The organism is Variovorax soli (genome assembly GCF_031454625.1).
Taxonomy (GTDB): domain Bacteria; phylum Pseudomonadota; class Gammaproteobacteria; order Burkholderiales; family Burkholderiaceae_C; genus Variovorax; species Variovorax soli_A.
Genome location: NZ_JAVDRF010000006.1, coordinates 263,370 through 289,660, shown reverse-complemented (window position 1 = coordinate 289,660; position 26,291 = coordinate 263,370). Strand labels below are relative to the sequence as shown.

19 protein-coding genes and 2 tRNA genes are annotated in these 26,291 nt (G+C 65.6%); 8 read left to right on the top strand and 13 right to left on the bottom strand.

What is annotated here, in order from left to right:
• Positions 1–25 precede the first annotated feature (25 nt).
• Positions 26–2,818: a DNA polymerase I gene (gene polA, locus J2739_RS16570; protein ID WP_309903554.1), complete on the bottom strand. Its 2,793-nt coding sequence runs from the start codon at positions 2,816–2,818 to the stop codon at positions 26–28.
• A gap of 97 nt (positions 2,819–2,915) precedes the next feature.
• Here polA and J2739_RS16565 point away from each other — a divergent pair, with 97 nt between their 5' ends.
• The 3 genes from J2739_RS16565 to J2739_RS16555 are packed head-to-tail and all read left to right on the top strand — an operon-like array spanning position 2,916 to position 5,153.
• Positions 2,916–3,272 (top strand): hypothetical protein, encoded by a 357-nt coding sequence (locus tag J2739_RS16565; protein WP_309903553.1) that lies wholly within the window; start codon positions 2,916–2,918, stop codon positions 3,270–3,272.
• A 9-nt stretch (positions 3,273–3,281) separates the two neighbouring features.
• Positions 3,282–4,334 carry a homoserine kinase gene (locus J2739_RS16560; RefSeq protein ID WP_309903551.1) on the top strand — a complete coding sequence of 351 codons (1,053 nt, stop codon included), beginning with the start codon at positions 3,282–3,284 and terminating at the stop codon, positions 4,332–4,334.
• A gap of 18 nt (positions 4,335–4,352) precedes the next feature.
• A complete protein-coding gene (locus tag J2739_RS16555) occupies positions 4,353–5,153 on the top strand; it encodes a BPSS1780 family membrane protein (RefSeq protein WP_309903549.1) in 801 nt (266 codons plus the stop codon).
• Between the two features lie 62 nt (positions 5,154–5,215).
• On the opposite strand, the gene J2739_RS16550 is transcribed toward J2739_RS16555, so the two are convergent.
• Entirely contained in the window at positions 5,216–7,327 is a 2,112-nt protein-coding gene (locus J2739_RS16550) for a hypothetical protein (protein WP_309903547.1), read from the bottom strand.
• 244 nt (positions 7,328–7,571) lie between these two features.
• Positions 7,572–9,935, bottom strand: coding sequence for a UvrD-helicase domain-containing protein (locus J2739_RS16545; RefSeq protein WP_309903544.1), 2,364 nt, complete (start codon positions 9,933–9,935; stop codon positions 7,572–7,574).
• Between the two features lie 204 nt (positions 9,936–10,139).
• On the opposite strand from J2739_RS16545, the gene J2739_RS16540 reads away from it, so the two are divergent.
• From J2739_RS16540 to J2739_RS16530, 3 genes are all read left to right on the top strand, one after another.
• Entirely contained in the window at positions 10,140–11,978 is a 1,839-nt protein-coding gene (locus tag J2739_RS16540) for a protein kinase domain-containing protein (protein WP_309903543.1), read from the top strand.
• Between the two features lie 192 nt (positions 11,979–12,170).
• Complete coding sequence (locus J2739_RS16535; RefSeq protein WP_309903541.1) at positions 12,171–13,148, top strand: GMP reductase; 978 nt, start codon at positions 12,171–12,173, stop codon at positions 13,146–13,148.
• Positions 13,149–13,199: 51 nt separating this feature from the next.
• Positions 13,200–13,275, top strand: a tRNA-Ala gene (locus tag J2739_RS16530).
• Between the two features lie 138 nt (positions 13,276–13,413).
• On the opposite strand, the gene J2739_RS16525 is transcribed toward J2739_RS16530, so the two are convergent.
• From J2739_RS16525 to J2739_RS16495, 7 genes are all read right to left on the bottom strand, one after another.
• Positions 13,414–13,752 (bottom strand): copper-binding protein, encoded by a 339-nt coding sequence (locus J2739_RS16525; protein ID WP_309903538.1) that lies wholly within the window; start codon positions 13,750–13,752, stop codon positions 13,414–13,416.
• A 16-nt stretch (positions 13,753–13,768) separates the two neighbouring features.
• Positions 13,769–16,951: an efflux RND transporter permease subunit gene (locus J2739_RS16520; RefSeq protein ID WP_309903536.1), complete on the bottom strand. Its 3,183-nt coding sequence runs from the start codon at positions 16,949–16,951 to the stop codon at positions 13,769–13,771.
• Entirely contained in the window at positions 16,948–18,462 is a 1,515-nt protein-coding gene (locus tag J2739_RS16515) for an efflux RND transporter periplasmic adaptor subunit (RefSeq protein ID WP_309903534.1), read from the bottom strand. The genes J2739_RS16520 and J2739_RS16515 overlap by 4 nt, the downstream gene beginning before the upstream one ends.
• Positions 18,459–19,688, bottom strand: coding sequence for a TolC family protein (locus tag J2739_RS16510; RefSeq protein WP_309903533.1), 1,230 nt, complete (start codon positions 19,686–19,688; stop codon positions 18,459–18,461). Before J2739_RS16510 ends, J2739_RS16515 begins: the two co-directional genes overlap by 4 nt.
• A gap of 74 nt (positions 19,689–19,762) precedes the next feature.
• Positions 19,763–20,170 (bottom strand): hypothetical protein, encoded by a 408-nt coding sequence (locus tag J2739_RS16505; protein WP_309903531.1) that lies wholly within the window; start codon positions 20,168–20,170, stop codon positions 19,763–19,765.
• Positions 20,171–20,198: 28 nt separating this feature from the next.
• Complete coding sequence (locus tag J2739_RS16500) at positions 20,199–20,336, bottom strand: copper-binding protein (protein ID WP_405053897.1); 138 nt, start codon at positions 20,334–20,336, stop codon at positions 20,199–20,201.
• Positions 20,337–20,488: 152 nt separating this feature from the next.
• On the bottom strand, positions 20,489–21,196 hold the full coding sequence (locus J2739_RS16495; protein ID WP_309903529.1) for an SDR family NAD(P)-dependent oxidoreductase: 708 nt from the start codon (positions 21,194–21,196) through the stop codon (positions 20,489–20,491).
• A 105-nt stretch (positions 21,197–21,301) separates the two neighbouring features.
• Between J2739_RS16495 and bktB the strand changes: the two genes are divergently transcribed.
• The gene (gene bktB / locus J2739_RS16490) at positions 21,302–22,483 is read left to right on the top strand and encodes a beta-ketothiolase BktB (protein ID WP_309903527.1); all 1,182 of its coding nucleotides are present in this window, start codon (positions 21,302–21,304) and stop codon (positions 22,481–22,483) included.
• A gap of 64 nt (positions 22,484–22,547) precedes the next feature.
• A tRNA-Lys gene (locus J2739_RS16485) sits at positions 22,548–22,623 on the top strand.
• 81 nt (positions 22,624–22,704) lie between these two features.
• On the opposite strand, the gene J2739_RS16480 is transcribed toward J2739_RS16485, so the two are convergent.
• The 3 genes from J2739_RS16480 to araD are packed head-to-tail and all read right to left on the bottom strand — an operon-like array spanning position 22,705 to position 26,201.
• A complete protein-coding gene (locus tag J2739_RS16480; RefSeq protein ID WP_309903525.1) occupies positions 22,705–23,685 on the bottom strand; it encodes a Bug family tripartite tricarboxylate transporter substrate binding protein in 981 nt (326 codons plus the stop codon).
• 38 nt (positions 23,686–23,723) lie between these two features.
• On the bottom strand, positions 23,724–24,434 hold the full coding sequence (locus J2739_RS16475) for a ribonuclease activity regulator RraA (protein WP_309903523.1): 711 nt from the start codon (positions 24,432–24,434) through the stop codon (positions 23,724–23,726).
• A 39-nt stretch (positions 24,435–24,473) separates the two neighbouring features.
• Entirely contained in the window at positions 24,474–26,201 is a 1,728-nt protein-coding gene (gene araD, locus J2739_RS16470; RefSeq protein WP_309903521.1) for an L-arabinonate dehydratase, read from the bottom strand.
• Between the last annotated feature and the right edge of the window lie 90 nt (positions 26,202–26,291).

Here is a 26,291-nt window from a genome sequence, read left to right as displayed (position 1 = left end):
GTTGTTCCTTGGGTCTTGTCTTCTTTCAATGCGCCTTGTCCCAGTTCGGGCCAAAGCCGATTTCGGCCAGCAGCGGAACCTTGAGCTCCGCCACGCCGGCCATGAGCCGCGGGATCTCGGTGCGAACCCACTCGACTTCATCCTCGGGCACCTCGAACACCAGTTCGTCGTGCACCTGCATGATCATCTTGGTGCGGCGCCGCTCTGCATCCAGCACCTGCTGCACCTTCACCATGCTGAGCTTGATCAGGTCGGCCGCCGTGCCCTGCATCGGCGCGTTGATGGCGGCGCGCTCGGCCCCGCCGCGGCGGGGGCCGTTGGGCGAATTGATCTCCGGCAGGTAGAGGCGGCGGCCGAACACCGTCTCCACGTAGCCTCGCTGCTTGGCCAGGGCCTTGGTCTCGTCCATGTAGACCTTCACGCCTGGATAGCGGGCGAAGTAGCGGTCGATGTAGGAGGCCGCGGCCTTGGTCTCGATGCCGAGGTTGCGCGCCAGGCCGAAGCTGCTCATGCCGTAGATCAGCCCGAAGTTGATGACCTTCGCGTAGCGGCGCTGCTCGCTCGACACCTGCTCCACCGGCAGCCCGAAGACCTCGGCGGCGGTGGCACGATGCACGTCGATGCCCTCGGTGAAGGCGCGCAGCAGAGAGGCATCGCCGCTGATGTGCGCCATGATGCGCAGCTCGATCTGCGAGTAGTCGGAGCTCGCGATCACGCTGCCCGCCGGCGCCACGAAGGCCTCGCGCACGCGCCGGCCTTCGGGCGTGCGGATCGGGATGTTCTGCAGGTTGGGGTCGTTGCTCGACAGCCGGCCCGTCACCGCCACCGCCTGCGCGTAGTGCGTGTGCACCCGGCCGGAACGCGGATGGGCCAGCTGGCCCAGCTTGTCGGTGTAGGTGCCCTTCAGCTTCGAGAGGCCGCGGTGCTCGAGGATCTTGGCCGGCAGCGGGAAGTCCTCGGCCAGCTTCTCCAGCACCTCCTCGTCGGTGCTCGGCGCGCCGCTGGGCGTCTTCTTGACCACCGGCAGGCCCAGCTTCGTGAAGAAAACCTCGCCGATCTGCTTGGGCGAACCCAGGTTGAAGGGCTGGCCCGCGAGCTCATAAGCCTCCTGCTCCAGCGCCAGGATGCGCTTGCCCAGCTCGTTGCTCTGCGCAGCCAGCGTCGGCGCGTCGATCAGCACGCCGTTGCGCTCGACCCGGTAGAGCGCCTCGCTGGAGGCCATTTCCAGCTCGTAGATGAAGCGCAGCTTGTCGTCGGCCTGGAGCCTGGGCCAGAGCGCGAGATGCACGTCCAGCGTCTGGTCGGCGTCCTCGCAGGAATACTCGGCGGCCTTCTCGATCGACACCTGGCTGAAGGAGATCTGGTGCGCGCCCTTGCCGCACAGGTCCTCGTAGTCGATGCCGCTGCGGCCCAGGTGGCGCTCGGCCAGGCTGGCCAGGCCATGCGGCTTGTGCACTTCGAGCACGTAGCTCTGCAGCATGGTGTCGTGCGCGTAGCCCCGCACCTCGATGCCGTGGTTGGCGAACACATGGCGGTCGTACTTGACGTGCTGGCCCAGCTTCTTCTTCGTACCGTCCTCGAGCCAGGGCCGCAGCCGAGCCAGCACCTCGTCGCGCGGCAGCTGCGCGGGAGCATCGCCGTAGTTGTGAGCCAGCGGAACGTAGGCCGCCTCGCCGGGCTCGACGCTGAAGCTGATGCCGACGATTTCGGCGTGAACCTCGTCCAGCGAATTGGTCTCGGTGTCCAGCGCGACCAGCTCGGCGGCCTCGATCTTCTCCATCCATCTGTCGAAGAGCGCCCAGTCCAGCACCGTGTCGTAGACCAGGTTCGACACCTTGGCAGCGGCATCCGCGGCCGGTGCTTCGAGCAGGCCGGTGCCGCCTTCGGGGCCGCGCCGTTGCTTGTTCTCCTCGATGAGCTCGGGGGAAACCTCGTGCGCCTCCAGCGTCTTCACCAGGCTCTTGAAACCGTATTTGTCGTAGAAGACTTTCAGCGCGTCTACCTGCTGCGGGCCGATGGCGATGCCGTCGAGCGCGGGCAGCCCGGGCACGTGGCCGTCGAGCTCGCAGTCGGTGCGGATGGTCACCAGGCGCTTGCCCTGCGGCAGCCAGTCGAGGGCCTTGCGCAGGTTCTCGCCGGCCTGGCCCTTGACCTCGCCGGCGCGCGCGATCAGCCCGTCCAGCGAGCCGTATTCGAGCAGCCACTTGGCAGCCGTCTTCGGGCCCACCTTCTCGACGCCGGGCACGTTGTCGACGCTGTCGCCTACCAGCGTCTGGTAGTCGACCATCAGGCGGGGCGGCACGCCGAATTCGGCCGTGACGCCGGCCACGTCGCGCTTCTTGCCGTTCATGGTGTCGATGATGGTGATGTGCTCGTCGACCAGCTGGCTCAGGTCCTTGTCGCCGCTGGAGACGATCACCTCGACACCCTGCTTCGCAGCGGTGCGCGCCAGCGTGCCGATCACGTCATCGGCCTCGATGTCGGGGACGCACAGCACCGGCCAGCCCAGGAGCTTGACCACCTCGTGGATCGGCTCGACCTGGCTGCGCAGGTCGTCGGGCATCGGCGAGCGGTTGGCCTTGTACTGGGGATACCACGCGTCCCTGAAGGTCTTTCCGGGCGCATCGAAGATGCAGGCGCCGTAGTCGGCCCGCACCTCGCGGCGCAGCACCTGCAGCATGTTGATCATGCCGCGGATCGCACCGGTCGCCGGGCTGGCCGGGTCGCCCGGCACCGCGCGCAGATCGGGCATCGCATGGAAGGCGCGATAGAGATAGCTCGATCCGTCCACGAGCAGCAATGTTTTCTTGTCGGTCATCGGGGCATTTTGCCGCGCCGCGCCCGGGCGCCTGCACGACGGCAAACGTCGCCGGCGGCTGACAGCGGTGCACGGGGGCGCCGCCTACAATCGATCCATGTCCTCCACGCCTCTTCTGTTCGCCCGCGGCGCCCTCCTGGCCGCGTTGGCCTGTGCCGCACCGCTGGCCGCCGTTCACGCCCAGAGCGCACCGCCACCCGACGCAGCCCAGGCAACGCCCGAGCCGCCGCGCCGCAACCAGAAGATCGAGCACATCCATGTCGAGGATTCCGGTGCCCGCGTCGACGAGGTGCGCTACGGCGGCCAGACGCAGAGCATCACGGTCCAGCCCAAGGCGAATGTGCCCTCCTACGAGGTATTGCCGAACTACGGCGGGCGCGACCGGCAAGGCCAATCCGAGACCAGCGGCGGCAACGGCAACGGCGCGCGGGTCTGGAACGTCTTCAAGTTCTGAGCCCGCGCCGTGGCGGTCTTCACCGAAGTCGGGTTCGACGAAGCCGATGCGCTGGTCCGGCGCCTCGGCCTGGGCCCGCTCACCGCGCTGCGAGGCATCGAGGGCGGCATCGAGAACACCAATTACTTCGCGAGCACCGCGTCGGGCGAATTTGTCCTGACGCTGTTCGAGCGCCTGGGCCCGGAGCAGTTGCCCTACTACCTCTGCCTGATGAAGCACCTGGCCTCGCGCGGCATTCCGGTGCCCGGGCCGGTGGCCGACCCGGCCATCGAGCCGCTGGGCGGACATCCCCTCTCCATCCCGGTCAATGCGCCCTGCGAGTTCCTGCACCGGGTCGCTGGCAAGCCGGCGGCGCTGGTGCAGCGGCTCGAAGGCCGAAGCGAGCTGGCACCCACCCCGGCGCATTGCGCCGAGCTGGGCCGCCTGCTGGCGCGCATGCACCAGGCGGCGCGCGACTTCCCCCGCATCCAGCCCAACCTGCGGGGCCTGGCCTGGTGGAACGACACCGCGCCGGTGGTGCTGCCCTACCTCGAAGCGCCGCAGGCGGCACTGCTGCGGAGCGAACTGGCCTACCAGAACCACATCGCCGAGTCCTCGGCCTACGCGGCGCTGCCGCGCGGCCCGATTCACGCCGACCTGTTCCGCGACAACGCCATGTTCGCCATCGGCGAAGCGGCGCCGCGCCTGACCGGCGTGTTCGACTTCTATTTCGCCGGCACCGACACCTGGCTCTTCGACCTGGCGGTGTGCCTCAACGACTGGGCGATCGACCTGCCCACCGGCCGGCACGACGCGCTTCGCGCCGCCGCCCTGCTGGCTGCCTACGCCACCGTGCGGCCGCTGACCGGCGCCGAGCGCGCCCTGCTGCCCGCCATGCTGCGCGCCGCCGCCCTGCGCTTCTGGATCTCGCGCCTCTGGGACTTCCACCTGCCGCGCGAAGCGAGCATGCTCAAGGCCCATGACCCGACGCATTTCGAACGCGTGCTGCGCGAGCGCTCGCGCGCGCCTGCCGGGCCCCTTGTTTCCATTTCCGCAGACTCCGGCGAGCCGCAGGCCGCCTGAGCCGGAGCCTTTCCATCCATGAAACTGAACCTCGTGCCGGCACGCACCGGCGCCGAATGGGTCCGTACCGGGCTCAAGACCTTCTGGCGGCAGCCGCTGGCCTTCATTTCGCTGTTCTTCCTGTTCATGGCCTCGATCTCGATCGCTTCGCAGCTGCCGCTGGTCGGCAGCGTCCTGGCGCCGATCCTGCTGCCCTTCATGACCCTGGGCCTGATGGTCGCCACCTCGGTCGCCTACACGAACGACCGGCAGAAGCCGGCGGCCCCGGCCATGTTCACTGCCGCTGCGGAGGCGGTGCGCGGCGAATGGAAGCCGATGGTCGTGCTGGGCCTGATCTCGGCCGCCTACTTCGTGGTAGCGGTGGGCCTGTCGGCCCTGCTGGACGACGGCTACCTGGCGCGCGCCTACCTGCTCGACGAAACTGTCTCGCCCGAGGTGATGGGCAGCAGCGACTTCCAGGCGGCGCGCCTGTTCGTCATGGTGCTCAACCTGCCGCTGTCGCTGGCCATGTGGCATGCGCCGGCGCTGGTGCATTGGCATCACGTGGAGCCGGTGAAGGCCCTGTTCTTCAGCCTGGTCGCGCTGTTTCGCAACTTCGGCGCTTACGCGATGTTCTGTCTCTCCTGGTTCGGCGTGTTCCTCGTCGCCGGCATCGCCATCGGCCTGGTGGCCACGGTGCTGGTCGGCATCGGCGCGATTGGCATGGGCGGCGGCGCCTCGGCGCTCGGCGGCGCGCTGATGATCGGCAGCGCGCTGGTGCTGGCGGCAATGTCGTTGAGCTCGACGTGGTTCACGTTCAGGGACAGCTTCAGGGAATAGACGGCCGCCCTGGACAAGATGCACACGCGCGCGCGGTGAAGCGCTGAAGGCGCCTTGGCAGGTTATTGAGGCGTTTCGTCAGTCATTTCGTCGTCAGTCATTTTGTGCGGCATTTCTTTCATCAGACGATCGACAAGGTCTATGCAGTCGAAATGCTGGCCTGTAAACCCCTTGATGATCTCCAGGACAAACACTCGATCGTCGACAGGAATGTCCCCATTTCCCGCGAAGCTCGCGATCAGTTCCATGTGATCTGACCGGTTCTTCTGGTCGTCAGGAGCGTAGATCCTGCACAACATCAGGCTCTGTTCTTTGAACGTGAGTCGAGCGAATGCAAGGCTCAGAATAGAGGCCGGAAACAGCGCCATGAACTGAGGGGCCGCGAACCTGTAGGCCGGAGCAGATACTGAGCAGAACTGCCGCAAGAGATCTGCCAGGCAATGAACGAGCCCCGACGGGTTCCACCCTTCGAGCTTCTCCGCACGTTTGCACAAGGCGCAGAGCCAACCTATGTCGCCCATAGTCCACAAGACATAGCGCTCGCCAAACGGATCGTCGATCAGCATCCTCGGCTCGCCGCCCACACCGTGGTGCCGCTGCAGCGCTGCAAGAAGCCCGTTTGCCTCTTCTTCGAGCACCGGACTGGAGCCGTCGATCAGCGCGAGCATGACGTTCAAGCGAGATGCCTGATAGAGCAGCCAATCATGGGCTGGGCGCTTCCAATGAACCCCGTTGTCCATGAGCTTCTGGATGCGGCCCAGAAACTTATCTACGAGCTCTTGAGAATTGCCCAGGAAGGGCAAAACGCCGATCAGTGTCTGCACCTGGACATCCTCCGGATAAGCCTGCAGGCCCTCGAGTGTCAGCCTCGTCAGTACCCTGAAAGCCGGCGTTGTGCCGCCGAGCATACGGTAGGCCGTGGTCAGCAACTGCAAGGGCATCGCTGAAAGATCGACGTGCTGGGCAAACGAAGGCGACACAGCCTGGCCCGCGCTTGCGAGTTGGACGACCGCTCGATTGTGCAACTGCGAATACACGCCCTGCAGCAACGGAAGACTTATTTGAAGCCTGGGCTGCGTCAGGCATAACGACAAGGCCCGCAAAACCAGGTCGAGGCGGCGCTGCGCTACGCCCGGCGCACCAGGCAACATCGATTTGACCGTTTGCGCATCCAGATCGACGATGTCGTGGATCAGCCTTGACATCGCATCGGCAGGCTCAATATCCGAGAACGACTTCAGCCTGCTGTCGGCCTCCCTCTTCATCCATGGATGGTTGGCCAGCATCGGTTGGAAGCGAATAAGGAACTGCTTGTCAACCAACGCCATGTTCAACAGGGCTTTACCGTGTTTCTCATACGGCCCGAAATGCTGGGGCTGCATCCAATCGATGCCCTTGGCCCTAAGCGCGTGCGCCATCACCAAAGTCAGCACATCGTGGTTCAACTCGGGCAAAGCTCGCGTTGTCGTACCCGGAGCCTGGATCGCATGACGATCGGTGCCCGTATCGATCGCCATAATTTCGTCTTCTCCGAGCACAACAGGGGGGAGCTCGATCGGTACGACCAACGTGGTGCCGGGCCCTGTGCCAAACCCCGAGGCTGGCAGTGACAGACTCAGATCAATGACTTCCTTGATATGAACAATGAGGCCTGCTCCGTTGGCAGGCGGATTCTCTTGGCCCTGCAAACATTCCAACAACGCCTGCATGGCAGTCAGCGACATGCTGGGGAGCGCAGCGCAAAGAGTCCTCCACACTACGACAGACTGGCCCGCACCCGCTGCCACGTTCAGACAACGCTCCACACACGCGTGCAAACTGTCCGGGGTCCATTGAGGCAGCAAGCAAGAGAGCCGCTCGGAGAAGCTCGACAGCAAAGCCGGACAGGATCTGCAGAGTGCCGGGGTCAGCGCATTGAGCCAGTCATTGACGTCCTGGACCGTTGTAACCTGCTGCAGTATGGCCAGCAATTGCGCGGGCCAGCCCTCCTCGCTCTCCGATCTCGCTGCCCAGCGGCGGAAAGCGAGGAGGCGTTCGCCAATGGAAGGAGCATACGATTGCTCGCTAGTCACGGGTTGCGTCGGAGAGCCGTTTTCGGGCTTCTGCCGCTTTGCGGATGGCAAGGCTTCGGACGAGCTTGAGCTTCCGGACGGACGCCGGGTGACTGAAAGCATGACGTGATCCTTTTCTGGGTGCTTTTTGAAGTGAGCGAAGGCGAGTGGCATGAGCGCACTTCAGCCATGCAACCTCCGACCCTCCTGGGTAACGACGCTTGCACATCGGTTCCTTCACAGGGCCGGGCACCACGATGCGGTCATGGGCGACGACGCCGGGCGCGATCCAGCCTTTGAAGCCAGATGCGCGCGGGTCTGCGATCACCGGAGAAGAAGCACTCCAGCAACCCAGGTGTCTTGAGCGCTACACCGGCGTCAGCTTCGCCACCGACAGCGCCAGCCACTTGATGCCGTGGCGCGGGAAGTTGACCTGCGCCCGCGCATCATCTCCGCTGCCTTCCAGCGCCAGCACGGTGCCCTCGCCGAACTTGTTGTGGAAGACCTGCATGCCCGAGCGCAGGCCGTGCGAAGGCGCAGCCTTCTGCGGCGGAACCGGTGGGCTGGCAAAGCTCTCCTTGCTTCCGTAGCTGCCGCCGCGGGTGCTGGCGTAGCCCGCGCCGTAGCCGAAGGCCGAGGGCGCGAAGCCCTGGTTCTTGGGCGTGAGCCACTTCAGCGCGGCCTCGGGCAGTTCGTCGAAGAAGCGGCTCTTCACGTTGTAGCGGGTCTGCCCGTGCAGCATGCGCGTCTGTGAATGGCTCAGGTACAAGCGCTGGCGGGCACGGGTGATGGCCACGTACATCAGGCGGCGTTCCTCCTCCAGGCTCTCGTGGTCGGACAGCGAGTTCTCGTGCGGGAACAGGCCCTCCTCCATGCCCGTGATGAACACGCAATCGAACTCCAGCCCCTTGGCCGCGTGCACGGTCATCAGTTGCACCGCGTCCTGGCCGGCTTGCGCCTGGTTGTCGCCCGATTCCAGCGCCGCGTGGGTCAGGAAGGCGGCCAGGGGGCTCATGGTCTCGCCGGTCTCCGCGTCCGGCACGAGCGGCTCGTCGGTGATCGGCAGGTTCGGATCGAGGCCCTGGCTGGCCGGCGACTGGCGCAGCTCGTCCACCGGCATCGCCACCGCATCGCGGCCGAAGCCCTCCTGCGTGACGAAGCTCTCGGCGGCGTTGACCAGTTCCTCCAGGTTCTCGATGCGGTCGGCACCTTCGCGCTCGCTGCGGTAGTGCTCGATCAGGCCGCTGTGCTGAAGCACGAGCTCGATGATCTCGCGCAGCGAGAGGCCCTGGGTCTGTTCGCGCAGCACGTCGATTTTGGCAACGAAGGCCGACAGGTTGGCGCCGGCCTTGCCGCCCACCGCAGCGACCGCATCGTGCAGCGAACGGCCCGCGGCACGGGCTGCGTCCTGCAGTTGCTCGATGCTGCGCGCGCCGATGCCGCGCGGCGGGAAGTTGACGACGCGCAGGAAGCTGGTGTCGTCGTCCTTGTTCTCGAGCAGGCGCAGGTAGGCCAGCGCGTGCTTGATCTCGGCGCGCTCGAAAAAGCGCAGGCCGCCGTACACGCGATACGGCACGGCGGCATTGAAGAGCGCGGTCTCGATCACCCGGCTCTGCGCGTTGCTGCGGTAGAGCACGGCCATCTCCTTGCGCTCGATGCCGTCGCGCACCAGCTGCCGCATCTCCTCCACCATCCATTGCGCCTCGGCGAAGTCGCTGGTCGATTCGTAGACGCGCACCGGCTCGCCGGGGCCTTGGTCGGTGCGCAGGTTCTTGCCGAGCCGCTTCTTGTTGTGGCTGATCAGCGCGTTGGCCGAATCGAGGATGTTGCTGTAACTGCGGTAGTTCTGCTCGAGCTTGATCTGGTGCGCGACCCCGAACTCGCCCACGAAGTCGGCCATGTTGCCCACCCGCGCGCCGCGGAAGGCATAGATGCTCTGGTCGTCGTCGCCCACCGCGAGCACGCTGTTGTCGCCAGGGACGAAACGGCCTTCCACGGTATGGCCGGCCAGCATCTTGATCCAGGCGTACTGCAGGCGGTTGGTGTCCTGGAACTCGTCGATCAGGATGTGGCGGAAGCGGCGCTGGTAGTGCTCGCGCACCGGGTCGTTGTCGCGCAAGAGCTCGTAGCTGCGCAGCATCAGCTCGCCGAAATCGACCACGCCTTCGCGCTGGCACTGGTCCTCGTAGAGCTGGTAGAGCTCGACCTTCTTGCGGTCGTCATCGCTGCGGACCTCCACGTCGCGCGGCCGCAGGCCGTCTTCCTTGGCGCCGGCGATGAACCACTGGGTCTGCTTGGCCGGGAAGCGCTCCTCGTCGACGTTGAACTGCTTCATCAGCCGCTTGATGGCCGAGAGCTGGTCCTGCGTGTCGAGGATCTGGAAGGTGGACGGCAGCCCGGCCAGCTTCCAGTGCGCGCGCAGGAAGCGGTTGCACAGGCCGTGGAAGGTGCCGATCCACATGCCGCGCGTGTTGATCGGCAGCATGGCCGTGAGCCGCGCCATCATTTCCTTGGCAGCCTTGTTGGTGAAGGTGACGGCCAGGATGCCGCCGGGGGAAACCTGGCCGGTCTGCAGCAGCCAGGCGATGCGGGTGGTCAGCACCCGGGTCTTGCCGGAGCCGGCGCCGGCGAGGATCAGGGCATTGCCGGCGGGCAGCGTGACGGCGGCGAGCTGCTCGGGGTTGAGGTTCTGCAACAAAGGGGAGGCGGGCGCGGGGTCGACGGACAGCATGACGCATTGTAGGAAGCGCTGCATCTCAGGAAACGGTCAGGCGCCTTCCCGCGGATCAGAACGCGGGGGAACTGTTTCCGGAGCCTCGTTACTTAGCCGGTACAGGACGATGCATTTGCAGGAGGTGCCGTGCTGGATGGCTCATCGGCAGACGCGACGTTCCGGGGAATCCTTACTCAGCTTCCTACCTTCAGGACCTTACCCATGCCATCAACCGGCCGAACCCCAGTACGCTTCTTCCAAGCAAGAAGGGACGAATGGAACGTGACCGTGGGACCGCCAAACTTCGGCACGGTTCGAGCGCTGAACTTGAAGGACAAGCCCGGTACCCGCATTGGATTCAAGATCGAGGGCACCGTGATCTATGCCAAGAAGCGGGAACAGGAGGGAGTGATCAAGCACGGATGGAACGCGTTGACTGGTCGTTCCAAAAGCCGGAAGGCCGCAGCGCAGGTTGCCCTGGAACGTCTGGCAAAGAGAGTCGAGGATCTTAAGGGTCCGGTCACTTCCGAAGTGATGTCGAAACTGATTGCAGTGGGAAGAGAGGTCGATAGGTCGGGCAGCATTTCCGCAGAAGCTCTTCAATCTCTCTTCGACTGCATCTCCAATGCGGAGGAAGCCCATCAAAAGGCTGAGGCCGCAGCGGCAAGACAACTGTGCCTCAACACCGCCGTCAAGGGTGCCGCCCGGCTCGTCCTGGCAGATGCTCAGCTTTACGTGGCGGAGCTGGGGTCCAATGTGAAGCCGCCCTCGTTCCGCGCCAAGGCAGCTTCTGACTTCCGCGCCTTCATCTACGAAACAGTCAGGGCCAACGATAGCGAAGACCCGCCCAACTATGAGCTGGCCCGCCCGTTCATTGGGCAATGGGCTCTTGCCTCACAAGACGACATCCTTGGTGATCCAAAAGCCAAACTATTGATCGACAGCCTCGTCAAGCTGGTGATGGGCGCCTGCAAAATGGTGGTGCCTTCCGATACTGTGCAGCACCTTCCAGAGTTCACATGGATCGACGAAAGCACGTTTGAGCACCACGGCGACCGTTTCGCGCGCGTGCGAAGCCTGGGCGAAGGAGGAAACGCTTCGGCGTATCTCTACAGGTGCGGCGACCAAACCGTGGTTGTCAAGGAGTCGAAGTCTAAAGATACGGAGGCGCAGGCGGCTGTCCTGGCGGAAGCACTGGTGCACGCGCAGGCACAGACGGAGACAGGCGAGCGCGATCACATCGTGAGTCTCCTGGGCACCGTACAGCGCCCTGACGGCGGCACCATGCTGGTCCTTGAGCATGCGCCGAACGGCGATGCCTGGAATATTCAACAACTCATTCTCTCTAGATTGGAGAAGAAGCAAATCTCCAAGGAAGACGGATCGCACGCCCTTATGACCCTGTTCGCCGACATGGTCAAGGGGGTGGCGAAGGCCCATACGAACGGCGTCATGCATCTCGATCTCAAGCCCGAAAACTACGTTGTTGATGAAAAGGGCAGGTCTTTGCTTATCGACTTCGGCACGTCGCGCATGGCGCTCGCTGACGCGATGAAGAGCCCGGTCGACTCGCCCGACTTCAGCGCTCCGGAACTGATCAACGGTCTCAAGAAAGAAGGATTGATTACCTACAAGGCCGACGTCTGGTCGCTGGGCGTCATCCTGTATGAATTGAATTCGCCCCGACCCTCGTTCGCAGACGGCGAACCGGTCAACCCGCGACTCGTTCGGCCTTTTCCCTATGCCAGCTTCACTAGCGAGGCCCACACGCTCATCCATGCGTTCGCTGAGAAGGACAGGCTCGGTCGATTCAGGCAACTCGAGTTGGACCCGATGAACAGATTGCATCAGCTCATTGTCTTGATGCTAGATCCAGACCCCGCGAAGCGGCCCTCGCTCGAGGCCGTCCTTGCGCATCGTTTGATCGCACCCTATGCGAGCCCGGCCACCCAAGCCCAAAGGACGATCGTGGCGGGCGCGCGCCGATTGATTTGCACGCAAGCCTCAGAAGAGCCGTTCAGGAATGAAGCGATCACGGTAAGCAATGCATCGGGGGAATGATGAGCCCGCTCGTATAAGCAGTATTCGCATTCAGCTCAGCAAGGGCGAACCCGCGCGACTAGAATCGCGCACCGGGCCCAAGTTTCTTGCGCCCGGTTTTTTGCGCGCGCTTCCTTTGCAGGACGCGCCCAAGAGCCGGCCAGACCAAGCGCTCATTCGTTCTTCAACGACCCTTCCAGGAGCTTGGTTTCCATGCAGATCTTCGACTACGACAACATCCTCCTCCTCCCCCGCAAATGCGTGGTGGAAAGCCGCGCCGAGTGCGACGCCAGCGTCACGCTGGGCGGCCGCAGCTTCCGCATCCCGACGGTGCCGGCCAACATGAAGACGGTGGTCGACGAGACCATCTGCACCTGGCTAGCGCAGAACGGCTACTTCTACGTGATGCACCGCTTCGACCTCGACAACGTGCAGTTCGTGAAGGACATGCATGCCAAGGGCGTGTTCGCCTCGATCTCCCTGGGCGTCAAGAAGCCGGACTACGAGACGGTGGACCGCCTGGTCGCCGAGGGCCTCGCGCCCGAGTACATCACGATCGACATCGCGCACGGCCATGCCGACACCGTGAAGAACATGATCGCCTGCCTCAAGAAGAAGCTGCCCAAGGCCTTCGTGATCGCCGGCAACGTGGGCACGCCCGAGGCGGTGATCGACCTCGAGAACTGGGGCGCGGACGCAACCAAGGTCGGCATCGGCCCGGGCAAGGTCTGCATCACCAAGCTCAAGACCGGCTTCGGCACCGGCGGCTGGCAGCTGTCGGCGCTCAAGTGGTGCGGGCGGGTGGCGACCAAGCCGATCATTGCCGACGGCGGCATCCGCGACCACGGCGATATTGCCAAGAGCATCCGCTTCGGCGCCTCGATGGTGATGATCGGCTCGCTGTTCGCCGGCCACGAGGAGTCGCCGGGGAGGACGGTGGAAGTCGACGGCGCACTCTTCAAGGAGTACTACGGCTCGGCCAGCGACTTCAACAAGGGCGAGTACAAGCACGTCGAGGGCAAGCGCATCCTCGAGCCGATCAAGGGCAAGCTGGCCGACACGCTGGTCGAGATGGAGCAGGACATCCAGAGCTCCATCAGCTATGCGGGCGGGCGCACGCTCATGGACATCCGCAAGGTCAACTACGTCACGCTGGGCGGCGACAACGCCGGCGAGCACCTGCTGATGTAAGACGCCGATGGCGCCGGGGCCTCTCCATTCTGGTTAGAATTCGCCCTGCGTGGGGGGGTAGCTCAGCTGGGAGAGCGCCGCGTTCGCAATGCGGAGGTCGGGAGTTCGATCCTCCTCCTCTCCACCACCATTTTCCAAGGCCTTGTTCTGCAAGGCCTTTTTCTTTTCCAGGCGGCCCCGTAGCCGCGGCGAGAACGACCATGACCACGCGTCCTCGCGCATGGCGCTAGGCGACGGCGGACCCGGCCGGACGCGCGGCCGAGGCCTACTTCACTTTCCGGAGCTCGGTGATGGTCGCTTTCCCGGCGACCATCTCCGCCTGGATCTTGACCTTCTGGCCGACCTTCAAGCCCTTGAGCATGTTCTTGTCGGCGATGTCGAACCCCATGGTCATCGCGGGCATCCCGAGGTTGGGAATGTCCCCGTGGTTCAGCACGATGAGGCCCTTCTCCACGTCGACCTTCTTGACCTCCGCGTCCACAAGGGGCATGGTCGACTTCGAGGCGGAGGCTGCAGGCTTCATGGACATCGACATGCCTTGCGCTTGAACACCGGCGGCGGTCGCGAGCAGCGCGAGACCGCACAGGAAACTGGTCACTTTCATCGAGAACTCCTTGAGATTACGGATTCGAGGCTCGCGGAACAACTGCGCCTTCGGACCGGCGCACCGGGGTAACTTCACGCCCAGGCCGCCGGCGGTTAAGCAGGAGCCAGGCGGCCGGAATGACGAGCATGCTGAGAAGAGGCGCAGTAACCATGCCGCCAATCATCGGTGCGGCAATGCGGGTCATGACTTCTGAGCCGGTGCCACTTCCGACCAGGATAGGAAGCAGGCCCGCCATGACGACGGCAACAGTCATCGCCTTCGGGCGAACGCGCAGCACCGCACCTTCGCGGATGGCCGCCAGCAAGGTCTCGTCGGTGTCCGGCTCGCCCGCTGCAACGCGCCTGGAGTACGCGTTCTTCAGATATACCAGCATCACGACACCAAACTCCGCTGCTACGCCGGCCAGCGCGATGAAGCCGACGGCCGTTGCCACCGAGATGTTGTGCCCGAGCGCCCATACCAGCCAAAAGCCGCCGATCAGAGAGAACGGCACCGCGGCCAGAACGAGCGCCGCATCCTTGAATGAACGAAACAGCAGGTACAGCAGCACGAAGATCACCGCGAGGGTGGCGGGCACAACCACCTTCAGCCGCTCGATCGCGCGCTCAAGGTACTCGAACTGTCCGGACCACGATACCGAGTAGCCCGATGGCAGGCGAACCTCCTTTGCGACTGCAGCTTGCATGTCGGTGACGACCGAGCGCAAGTCTCGCCCGCGAACATCGACGTACACCCAGCCCGAGAGCCGCGCGTTTTCGCTGCGCAGCATGGGCGGGCCTTCCTGGATGCTCACACGGGCCACGTCCTGGAGAAGAAGCTGGGCGCCCTTGTCCGTCACGAATGGCAACGTGCGCAGGCCCTCAAGGGAGTCGCGCACCTCCCGCGGGTACCGAACGTTGATCGGGAACCTCTCGCGTCCCTGGATGACTTCGCCGACGTTCTCTCCACCGATGGCCGTGGAGACGATGCCCTGGACGTCGGCCACCGAAAGGCCGTATCTGGCAGCGGATGCCCGGTCCACGTCCACGTCGATGTACCGACCGCCGGTCAGCCGCTCAGCGAGCGCCGAGGACACGCCGGGGACCTTCTTCACAGCTGCTTCAACCTGGCCGGTGAGCCTGTCGATGGTGGCCAGGTCGGCGCCTGCAACCTTGACGCCAACCGGGCTCTTGATGCCGGTGGCGAGCATGTCGATGCGGTTGCGGATGGGCGGCACCCAGACGTTCGAGAGGCCGGGCACCTTGACGATGCGGTCCAGTTCCTCGACCAGCTTGTCAGGGCTCATGCCCGCACGCCACTGCTCGCGCGGCTTGAACTGGATGGTGGTCTCGAACATCTCCAGGGGCGCCGGGTCGGTTGCCGTGTCGCCGCGTCCTGCCTTGCCGAAGACACGCTCCACTTCGGGAACGGTCTTGATGAGGCGGTCGGTTTGCTGCAGCAGCTCCGACGCCTTGGACGCCGAGAGCCCGGGCAACGCAGAGGGCATGTACAGCAGGTCGCCTTCGTCAAGCGGCGGCAGGAACTCGCCCCCGAGCCGGGAGACCGGGATGACGGTCAGGGCCAGCAGGACACCCGCGACCGCCAGCGCTACCTTGGGAAACCGCAGAACTGCTTCCAGCGCCGGACGATAAAGTGTCGTGAGGAACCGGTTCAGCGGGTTCGACGACTCCGCCGGAATTCGGCCTCGCACCAGGTAGCCCATGAGAACCGGGACCAGGGTGACCGACAGCCCAGCCGCCGCGGCCATGGCGTACGTCTTCGTGAAGGCCAGGGGCGAGAAGAGGCGCCCCTCCTGCGCCTCGAGGGTGAACACCGGCACGAACGAGAGGGTGATAACCAGCAGCGAGAAGAAGAGCGCCGGTCCGACCTCGATAGACGCGTCGGCCACCAGCTCCCACCGTTCGGCCAAGTTCGGCCCGCGGCCATGCTGGTGCTCGAAAGCTTCAAGGTGCTTGTGGGAGTTCTCGATGAGAACGATGGACGCGTCGACCATCGCACCCAAGGCGATGGCGATGCCGCCCAGGGAGAGGATGTTCGCGCTGACGCCCTGCCACTGCATGAGGATGAATGCGGCCAGAACACCGACGGGAAGCGTCACAACTGCAACGAACGCCGAGCGCAGGTGAAACAGGAACGCCACGCACACAAGCGCGACCACGATGAACTCTTCAACCAGCTTCCACGTGAGGTTCTCCACCGCCCGGTCGATGAGCAGGGAACGATCGTACGTCGGCACCACCTCGACGCCGGGCGGCAGGCTGGCCTTCAACGTCGCGAGCTTGGCCTTCACCGCCTGAATCGTGGTTCGCGCGTTCTTGCCGGAGCGCATGACCACGACACCGCCGGTGACTTCTCCTTGCCCATCCAGTTCCGCGATGCCGCGTCGCATTTCCGGACCCATCTGGACAAAGGCGACATCCCGCAGGAGGACAGGCGTAGCGCCGGAGACGCCGAGGGGAATGGTCCGGAAGTCTTCGAGCGAGCGCAGGAAACCTCTGGAGCGCACCATGTACTCGGCCTCGGCCAGTTCCACGACGGAGCCGCCGGCGGCCTGGTTGGCCTTCTGGAGCGCCTGCGTCACCATGGCCTGCGTGACACCGAGTGCGCGCATGCGGTTGGAGTCCAGCACCACCTGGTACTGGCGCACCATGCCTCCAATGCTGGCCACTTCCGCGACGTCCGGAACGGTCTTGAGTTCGAACTTCAGGAACCAGTCATTCAGCGCCCGCAGTTGGGAGATGTCGTTCTTGCCGGTCCGGTCGACCAGCGCGTACTCGTACACCCAGCCCACACCGGTCGCGTCCGGGCCGAGCGACGCGTTGGCACCGGCGGGGAGACGGCTCTGGACCTGGTTCAGGTACTCCACGACGCGTGAACGGGCCCAGTACGGGTCGGTCTTGTCATCAAAGAGGACATAGACGAAGGAGTCCCCGAAGAAGCTGTAGCCGCGCACCACCTTTGCGCCCGGGACGCTGAGAAGGGTGGTCGTCAGGGGATACGTGACCAAGTCTTCGACGACCTGCGGCGCCTTGCCCGGATACGGCGTGCGCACAATCACCTGGGTGTCAGAGAGGTCAGGCAGCGCGTCCAGAGACATGCGCTGCGCGGACCAGATGCCCGCCACCACCAGGAATGCCGTCGCAATCAGCACCAGGAAGCGGTTGCGGATGGACCAACGAATGAGCGCCGCTATCACTTGCCGGCTCCGGTCGGCTGCACAGTGACGAGCTCGTACCCCATGGGCCCCCCCTTCCTGAACTCGAAGCGCACATCGTCGCCCGCCTTGAGCCCCGGAAAGGCCTTCGGGTCCGGTTTGCTGAACCCCATGGTCATGGCCGGCCACTTGAGTTCCGGAACCGGCCCGTGCGAGATGGTGATGCCATCGGCGTCGATACTCTCGACCTTTCCCTGAGCACGATAGGTTCCAGCGGGCGCGGGAGCGTACGGCTGGGTGGCCGGCGCACTTCCCGCCGGCGATGCTTGCGCTGCGGCCGCCATTCCGCCAAGCACGGACTTGAGCCGGGCTTCGGAGTCCACCAGGAACTGGCCGCTGGCGACGACCTGGTCGCCTTCCTTCAAGCCCTGGGTCACCTCGAGTTGCTCCCCGAGGTCTGCGCCCAAGCTGATGTCGCGTGGCTCGAACGTGCCGTTGTCCTTGCGAAGGATGGCTACTGCACGCGTCCCGGTCCGGATGACCGCCTCGGACGGTACGACCAATCGAGCGCTGACCGGCCCGGCAACTTGCAGCCGCAGCAGCATGCCGGGTGTGAGGCGGCCGGCCTGGTTCGCCACTTCAAACCGGGCCTGCACCGTGCGCGTGTTCGCGCTGACCTGCGGGAGAATTTCCTTCAGCTCGCCGTCGAAGCTCTGCGAGGCATCGGCCTGAAGAGCGGCCTTGACCTTCTGTCCGCGCTGCAGGCGCACGGCCTGCGCTTCCGGGACCTCGGCCACGGCCCAGACGCGTTCCAGACCGGCGATTCGGAACAGCGTCATGCCGGGGTTCACCGCGACGCCGTCCCGCACCCCGAGCTCCGCGACTACGCCGCCCACTGGCGCGACGACAGTGAACCGGGCCTGGGCCGTTCCGACCTGCTCGCTTTGACGAAGCAACGCATCCGGGATGGACATGGCGCGGATGCGGTCCCGGGCGGCTGCCAGGAGGTCTTGCGGGACACCTGCCCGCTTGAGGGCCAAATACTCGTTCTGCGGCCCCAGCCAGTCGGGAGCGTAGAGGGTCGCCAGCGGCTGGCCACGGCGGACATACTCCATCGGTGCACGAACCAGCAGCCGCTCCACATAGCCATTGACGCGCGTCTGCACCGACTCGGTCAGGCGCTCGTCGAACTGCACGGTGCCAACGGCTTCGAAGGAGCTGGCTACCTGCGTACGCGTGACCGTTGCCGTTCGGATGCCCAGGTTCTGCTGCACGCCCGGGCTGACCTTCACTCCGGTGTCGTTCTGCTCGTCGGCGTAGACCGGCACGAGCTGCATGTCCATGAAGGGTGACTTGCCGGGCTTGTCGAATCGCGGTCCGGGCACCATGGGGTCATGCCAGTACAGGACCTTGCGTTCTCCCTGCGGCGCCGGAGCTTGCGCGGTCGACATGTGCGCCTGCTCCAGCGTGCGCGTGTGTTTCCCCGCATAGAAGCTTCCTGCAGCCAGCGCCAGGGCCGCCACAACGGCGGCCGCAAAGTGAGTGCGCTTCATTCGGCACCTCCCGGAATGGGTTTGAAGGCGAGTTGCGCCTGCACCCTGGCAAGGTCTCGGTGCAGCGCCAGGAGCTTGCGTTGGATGTCGACCTCGGCGTGGCGTGCTTCGAAGAGCGTCACGAGCGGCACTTGATTGGACCGGTAGCCTGCCAGGGCTGCTTGAGTCCGTTGTTGCGCCGGCGTCACGACGCCGGCCCGATAGCGTGCCACGCGCTCGGAGAGCCGCTGAGCGTCACTTGCCAGGCTGCCGTACTCGCCCGAAGCCGCGCGAGTCGCTTCTTCGAGGGCAGCTTCTGCCTTCTCGACGAGCGCAAGCTTCGCTGCCGTCTCTCGGTCCTGCCGCTCCCCCGGAGAGACGGGCAAAGGGATACTCACCCCGATGGACACCATGTCCGAGAACCCCGTGCGCTGGCCATAGGAGGCCTGCCACGTCCAGTTCGGCCTGCGGTTCTCTGCGATAGCAGATGCCTCTGCCCGCGCCGCTTCAAGCTCGCGCTGCGCCTGCACGACAGCGGGATGGGCGGCCACGTAGGCCTGCTCACCGGGCACGCCCGAGAGCGCCGGCGCAGCCAGTTCATCCGTCGGCCTCCCGACCCAGCGCTGCAAAGCCGCAAGTGCGGACGCCCGCACCTGCTCCGCATCCGCAGACTCGTCGCGGGCCATGCCGAGGGCGGCCGCCAGCTGGAGCACTTCCTGGCTGCTTCCGGCGGAGGACGAAAGACGCGCCTTCGCGGCCTCCGCCTCCTCGTGGACGTGGTGCTCCCTGAGGGTGGTCAGCTTCAATGCTTCACCGGCATAGTACGCGTCCAGATAGGCCAGGGCCGTCTGTAGCCTTGCTTCCGCCACCGCAGCTTGACTCAAGGCCATCTCCCGTGCGGCCAGTGCTGCGCCTGCCGCCTGGCGCAGCACGCGCTTCTCGGAGGACACCCATTCCTGGCTGATGCCGAGCCGCTTCATGGTCATCGAGTCGGCGGTAGTTCGGAACCGGTCTGGACCCGTCACGGGCAGGTTCTCTATGCCGAAACTGAGCATCGGGTCAGGAAGTTGCCCTGCAGCGCGCGCCGCTTCAGCAGCGCCTGCCGCACCAGCGCGCGCGGCGCGCGCAGCCTGCGAACGCTGTGCGGCGAGATCGAGCGCCTGCTCCAACATCAGGGGCGCTGCCGCTGACAGAAGCGGCAGCAATGCGGCCAGAGCGGCGGCCGCGGAAAGGGCACGGGAAACCATGGGACCTCCGAAGACAACGAGCCGGTTGTCGGACGCGGATTTGCCGCGGCGACGCCGTTATGTCGACGAAGAGGTCAGACTCGAAGTCTTAGCGTGGAGAGAAACAGCGGGTCGGGAGGTGGCCGGGCCTCCCCCGCATCCGAGGTGGCGACAGCTTCGGACACTTGCAGGTCCAGCACCAGCGGTACGACAAGCACTTGTACGACCGCGGGAAGGCTCAAAGTCGGAATCTGAGCCGGCTCGAAGGACTGGGGAGCGTTGACACAGTGCTGGTAGCAGAGCACCGGCTGGTCGGTGTCCGTCGGCATCATTGCCATGCCTTCGCATGGCTGACCGTCCGCCATCACCATGGCCGGGCTGGAGTCGCTTTGTGCCCGCTCGCCTGAGGGGCAGACATAGTTCGCCAGCGCCAGCTGTGAGAACAGCAGCGCCAGCACGACCAGGACGGTGGTGCGAACGCGACGGGCGGCGAGGCGGAACATGTTCACTTCAAGTGTAGCGGCCGGCCATTCATGCACAGCTTCCGTTCACCCGGCCGGTGAAGGCCATTGTCATGGCCGGCACGTCCAAATTGGTCAGCGGACCGTGACGCAGGGTCACTTTGCCTTGCTCTGCGTCGACTTTGCGAACTTCCCCTTCCGACAGCAACTGTGCGCCCGCCTGGACATTTGCCGGGTGGTGAGCCGCATGGTCCTGCCCGGTTGCAGCGGGTTGCTGTGCATGGGTGAACGTAGCGGCTGCGCTCCATGGTCACATTCCGGCCTCGGCATCCGCCGCGGCCTTTTTGCTTCCGCCTTTCGTCAGGCGTCCAATGTCAGGTGCTGGCCATGCAGCGCAGCGGCCGCGGGCGAAGCCAGGAAGCCGATGGTCTGAGCCGCCACCGCCGTCGACACCCAGCTCTCGGGCTTGGCATCGGGCATGGCCTGGCGGTTGGCGGGCGTGTCCAGCACACTGGGCGCAATGCTGTTCACCGTGATGCCGTGCGGCGCCAGCTCGGCCGCCGAGGCCTCGACCAGCCGTTGCAGCGCGCTCTTGGACGCGATGTAGGCGGCCATCGCGGCGGCGCCGCGTGCCGCGCTCTTGGCCGTGACGGCGACCACGCTGCCGGTCTTGCGCTCGATCATCGCGGGCACCAGCGCCTGCGAGACCGCAATGAAGGACCAGGCATTCAGGTTCATCATGCGATCCCAGGCGGCGCGGGTCAGCCCGTGCACCGGCTCGCCCATTTCGAAGCCGCCGGCGATGTGGACCAGCGCGTCGACCTGCCTGAAGGCCGCGAGGATGCGACGGCCGGCCTCGCCCATGGCCTCGGTCGAGGTCACGTCCGCCTCGAGCAACAAGTGTTGCGAGTTGTCGAGTCCGGGAAAGGTGCTGACCAGATGCTCCATGCGGTGGTCGAGCAGGGCCAGCCGGGCGCCCTGGTCCAGGAAGTGCTGCACGACGGCGCGACCGAGGGCGCCGGCAGCGCCGGTCACCACGACGTGGCGTGAGGTGTGGGGGTCGGTCATTGGCGGCTCCTTGTTCGGCAGGCATCGTAACGCCGCCGCCACGCAGGAAACGTGCATCATTGGCGCTTCCCCTCCCCTTCCCTTCCCCTGCACCGGAGATTCGTCATGAAAGAAGTGGTTGTTGTCAGCGGCGTTCGCACCGCAATCGGTACCTTCGGCGGCGCGCTCAAGGATGTCCCGCCCACGCGGCTCGCCGCGCTGGTGACCCGGGAAGCGCTCGCGCGCGCGAAGGTCGACGGCAAGGACGTGGGCCACGTGGTCTTCGGCCACGTGGTCAACACCGAGCCGCGCGACATGTACATGGCCCGCGTCGCCGCCATCGAGGGCGGCTGCGCCCAGGAGACCCCGGCTCTCACCGTCAACCGTCTTTGCGGCTCGGGCCTGCAGGCGATCGTGAGCGCCGCGCAGAGCATCCAGCTCGGCGACGCGACGGTGGCCGTCGGTGGCGGCGCCGAGAGCATGAGCCGCGCCCCGCTGTCCTCGCTCACCGCGCGCTGGGGCGTGCGCATGGGCGACACCAAGCTGGTGGACATGATGATCGGCGCGCTGCACGACCCTTTCGAGAACATCCACATGGGGGTCACCGCCGAGAACGTCGCGAAGAAGTGGAACATCAGCCGCGAGACGCAGGACCAGACCGCGCTGGCCAGCCACCAGCGCGCGCAGAAGGCGATCGAGAGCGGCTATTTCAAGAGCCAGATCCTTCCGGTGCCGCTGCAGAGCCGCAAGGGCCCGACGCAGTTCGATACCGACGAGCACGTGCGCTTCGACGCCAAGATCGAAGACATGGCCAAGCTCAAGCCGGCCTTCCTGAAGGAGAACGGCACGGTGACGGCCGGCAATGCCTCGGGCATCAACGACGCGGCCGCGGCTGTGGTGCTGATGGAAAAGGAAGAAGCGGCTCGCCGCGGCCTCAAGCCGATGGCGCGCATCGTGGCCTACGCCTTCGCCGGGGTGGACCCGAACTACATGGGCATCGGCCCGGTGCCGGCCTCGCGCAAGGCGCTGGAGAAGGCCGGCCTCAAGGCGTCGGACATGGACGTGGTCGAAGCGAACGAGGCCTTCGCGGCGCAGGCCTGCGCAGTGACGCAGGACCTGGGCCTGGACCCGGCGAAGGTGAACCCCAACGGCTCCGGCATCTCGCTCGGCCACCCGATCGGCGCCACCGGCGCCCTGATCACCGTCAAGGCGCTGTACGAGCTGGAGCGCATCCAGGGCCGCTACGCGCTGGTGACCATGTGCATCGGCGGTGGCCAGGGCATCGCTTGCATTTTTGAGCGGGCCTGAGCCGAGAGCGAAAACATTGTTGCTATAATCTTTGGATTGCCTGAATGACAGCAATGTCGATCAGGGGCTCTTAGCTCAGTTGGTAGAGCAGCGGACTCTTAATCCGTAGGTCGAGTGTTCGAGTCACTCAGGGCCCACCAAAACAACCGCGCCAACGCTGAAAAGCCCGCCATCCAAAGATGGCGGGCTTTTTTCATGGGAGGCGTTTTCGCACGCCGCGCTCAGTCTGCCGTCGCGCCCGACTTCTTCACCAGTTCGGCCCAGCGCGGGATTTCGCGGGCCATGTGATCGCGGAGTTCTTCCGGCGTGCTGCCGACGATCTCCATCGCCAGCTGGTCCGAGAGCCTGGCCTGCACGTCGGGCTGCTTGAGCGCCTTGACGATCTCGGCATTGAGCCTCTGCACGATCGGCCTGGGCGTGCCCTTGGGCGCATACACCGCCTGCCACGACGACATCTCGAAGCCGGGAATGCCCGACTCGATCATGGTCGGCAGCTCGGGCACCAGCGCGATGCGCTGGCGGGTGGTCACCGCCAGCAGCTTGAGCTTGCCGCTCTTGACCAGCGGCAGCGCGGCCGTGACCTGGTCGAACATGAAGGGCACCAGCCCCGCGGCGACATCGGTCATGGCGGGCGGCGTGCCCTTGTACGGCACGTGGGTGAGCTTCACTCCGATCAGGTCGGCGAACATCTCGCCGGCCAGATGGGTGGAGGTGCCCGCGCCGGAAGACGCGAAGGTGCGCTTGCTCTCATCCTTCTTCAGCAGGGCCACCAGTTCGGCCACCGAGTTCACGCCGAGCTGGCTGTTGACGATGAGCACGTTGGGCAGGCGCGCGACCAGCGAGACCGGCTCGAAGTCCTTCATCGGGTCGTAGGGCAGCTTCTTGTACAGGCTGGCGTTGATGGCGTGGGTGCTGATGGTGCCGCCGAAGAGCGTGTAGCCGTCGGGCGCAGCCTTGGCCACGTAGGCCGCGCCGATGCCGCCGGCCTGGCCAGGCTTGTTCTCGACCACCACCGACTGCTTGAGGCTTTCGCCCAGCTTCTGGGCCAGCGTGCGACCCACGATGTCGGTGGACCCGCCGGCCGTGAAGGGCACGACGTAGACGATGGGCTTGGCGGCCGGCCATTCGGGGGCCTGGGCCCAGGTGACCACGGGGGCGAGCGCGGCCAGGAGCAGCGCGGCGGCGCGGCGGGTGAATTGCATGGTTCGGTTCCTCGGGATATCAGAAGGAATGGACTCGCTCAGCGGCCGTTGGCCTGGCGCCAGGCCGCGAAGTCGGTGCGGCTGCGTTCGTCGGTGGGCGGATACAGGCCGAGGATCGTGCGGCCGTCGAGCACCTTTTCCTGGACGAAGTCCTCGAAGACAGTCATCTCTGTCGCTTCGGCTGCAATCTCCTCGGCCAGGTGGGCGGGGATGACGATCACGCCCTCGGCATCGCCCACGATGACATCGCCGGGAAACACCGGTGCGTCGCCGCAGCCGATCGGCACGTTGATGTCGATCGCCTGGTGCAGCGTGAGGTTGGTCGGCGCACTGGGCCGGCTGTGGTACGCGGGAAAGCCGAGCTTGGCGATGTCGGGGCTGTCGCGGAAGCCGCCATCGGTCACGACGCCGGCAGTGCCGCGCTTCATCAGCCGCGTGACCAGGATGCCGCCGGCCGAAGCGGCACGCGCGTCCTTGCGGCTGTCGATCACCAGCACGGCGCCTTCCGGGCACTGCTCCACCGCCTGGCGCTGCGGATGGTTGCGATCGAGAAAGACGCTGATGGGATTCAGGTCTTCGCGCGCCGGCATGTAGCGCAGCGTGAAGGCTTCGCCCACCATGTTGGGCAGTCCGGGGTTGAGTGGACGCACGTCCTGGATGAACTGGTGGCGCAGGCCGCGCTTGAACAAGGCCGTGCACAGGGTGGCGGTGCTCACCTTCATGAGCTGCTCGCGGATGGCGGGATTCACGGGTCGTCTCCGTTCTCTGAAGAAATGGTTGGAAGGCGGTCAGAAGATGTCGGGCTCGGGCACCGGCTTGCCGAAGCCGGTTTCGAGGAAGTCGAAGTCGCAGCCCTCATTGGCCTGCTTGATGTGGCGGCCGAACATCCAGCCGTAGCCGCGCTCGTAACGGGGCGGCGGCGGCGTCCATGCGGCCTTGCGGCGGGCGAGCTCCTCGTCGCTGACCTCGAGGTGAATGCGCCGCGCAGGCACGTCCACGCTGATGCGGTCGCCGCTCTTCACCAGCGCCAGCGGGCCACCGATCGCTGCTTCGGGCGAGCAATGCAGCAGGCAACCGCCGTAGCTGGTGCCGCTCATGCGTGCGTCGGACAGGCGCAGCATGTCTTTCACGCCCTGCTTCAGTAGCTTGGTCGGGATGGGGAGCATGCCCCACTCCGGCATGCCGGCGCCGCGCGGCCCGGCGTTGCGCAGCACCAGGATGTCCTCGCCCGTCACGTCGAGATCCGGGTCGTCCACGGCCTTCTTGAGCGCGGGGTAGTCGTCGAACACCAGCGCGCGGCCGGTGTGCTGCAGCAGATGCGGTGCGCAGGCGCTGGGCTTGATCACCACGCCGTCCGGCGCCAGGTTGCCGCGCAGCACCGCCAGCGCGCCCTCGGCGTAGATGGGGTTGGACAGCGGCCGTATCACATCGTCGTGGTAGACCTCGGCGCCGGCGATGTTCTCGCCGAGCGTGCGGCCGTTGACGGTGCGCGCCTCCGTCTGGAGGTGCCCCCGGATGCGCTCCAGCAGCGCGGGCAGGCCGCCGGCATAGAAGAAGTCTTCCATCAGGTAGGCATCGCCGCTGGGCCGGATGTTGGCGATCACGGGCACGCGGCGGCTGAAGGCGTCGAAGTCATCCAGGCTCACCGCATGGCCGGCACGGCGCGACATCGCGATCAGGTGCACGATCGCGTTGGTGCTGCAGCCCATGGCCATCGCGCAGGCGATGCCGTTCTCGAAGCTGGCGCGCGTGAGCAGCTTCGCCGGCGTGAGGTCTTCCCACACCATCTCGACGATGCGGCGGCCGCAGTCGGCACTCATGCGGATGTGGTTGGCATCCGCCGCCGGGATGCTCGAGGCGCCCGGCAAGCTCAGGCCCACCGCTTCGGCGATGCCCATCATGGTCGCGGCCGTGCCCATGGTCATGCAGGTGCCGTGGCTGCGCGCGATGCCGGCTTCCATTTCGGCCCAGGCCTGCTCGCTCAGCCGCCCGGCGCGGCGCTCATCCCAGTACTTGAAGGCATCGGAGCCCGAGCCCAGCACCCTGCCCTTCCAATTGCCGCGCAGCATGGGCCCGGCCGGCAGGTAGATGAAGGGGATACCCATGCTGATCGCGCCCATCGTGAGGCCGGGCGTGGTCTTGTCGCAGCCGCCCATCAGCACCGCGCCGTCCACCGGGTGGCTGCGCAGCAGTTCTTCCGTTTCCATCGCCAGGAAGTTGCGATAGAGCATGGTGGTGGGCTTCACCATGCTTTCCGACAGCGAGATGGCCGGCAGTTCCAGCGGAAAGCCGCCCGCCTGCAGGATGCCGCGCTTGACGTCCTCCACCCGGTGCTTGAAGTGCGCGTGGCATTGGTTGGCGTCACTCCAGGTGTTGACGATGGCGATCACCGGCTTGCCCATCCAGTCGGCGTAGCTGTAGCCCATCTGCAGCACGCGCGAACGATGCCCGAAGGAGCGGAAGTCGTCGGGCGCGAACCAGCGCGCGCTGCGCAGGGATTCGTAGGGCTTGTTCATCGGGGGGATGTCTGTAGGTGGCCCGGGCGGCAGGGACCGTGGGCGGCTCGGCCGTCCGAGGGGCCTTTTGCGCGGATTAAAACACTAATA

Coding starts and splice junctions, on each gene's coding strand:
- polA (WP_309903554.1), bottom strand. CDS start 2,818: ATGACCGACAAGAAAACATTGCTGCTCGTGGACGGATCGAGCTATCTC.
- J2739_RS16565 (WP_309903553.1), top strand. CDS start 2,916: ATGTCCTCCACGCCTCTTCTGTTCGCCCGCGGCGCCCTCCTGGCCGCG.
- J2739_RS16555 (WP_309903549.1), top strand. CDS start 4,353: ATGAAACTGAACCTCGTGCCGGCACGCACCGGCGCCGAATGGGTCCGT.
- J2739_RS16550 (WP_309903547.1), bottom strand. CDS start 7,327: ATGCTTTCAGTCACCCGGCGTCCGTCCGGAAGCTCAAGCTCGTCCGAA.
- J2739_RS16545 (WP_309903544.1), bottom strand. CDS start 9,935: ATGCTGTCCGTCGACCCCGCGCCCGCCTCCCCTTTGTTGCAGAACCTC.
- J2739_RS16540 (WP_309903543.1), top strand. CDS start 10,140: ATGCCATCAACCGGCCGAACCCCAGTACGCTTCTTCCAAGCAAGAAGG.
- J2739_RS16535 (WP_309903541.1), top strand. CDS start 12,171: ATGCAGATCTTCGACTACGACAACATCCTCCTCCTCCCCCGCAAATGC.
- J2739_RS16525 (WP_309903538.1), bottom strand. CDS start 13,752: ATGAAAGTGACCAGTTTCCTGTGCGGTCTCGCGCTGCTCGCGACCGCC.
- J2739_RS16515 (WP_309903534.1), bottom strand. CDS start 18,462: ATGAAGCGCACTCACTTTGCGGCCGCCGTTGTGGCGGCCCTGGCGCTG.
- J2739_RS16510 (WP_309903533.1), bottom strand. CDS start 19,688: ATGGTTTCCCGTGCCCTTTCCGCGGCCGCCGCTCTGGCCGCATTGCTG.
- J2739_RS16505 (WP_309903531.1), bottom strand. CDS start 20,170: ATGTTCCGCCTCGCCGCCCGTCGCGTTCGCACCACCGTCCTGGTCGTG.
- J2739_RS16495 (WP_309903529.1), bottom strand. CDS start 21,196: ATGACCGACCCCCACACCTCACGCCACGTCGTGGTGACCGGCGCTGCC.
- bktB (WP_309903527.1), top strand. CDS start 21,302: ATGAAAGAAGTGGTTGTTGTCAGCGGCGTTCGCACCGCAATCGGTACC.
- J2739_RS16480 (WP_309903525.1), bottom strand. CDS start 23,685: ATGCAATTCACCCGCCGCGCCGCCGCGCTGCTCCTGGCCGCGCTCGCC.
- araD (WP_309903521.1), bottom strand. CDS start 26,201: ATGAACAAGCCCTACGAATCCCTGCGCAGCGCGCGCTGGTTCGCGCCC.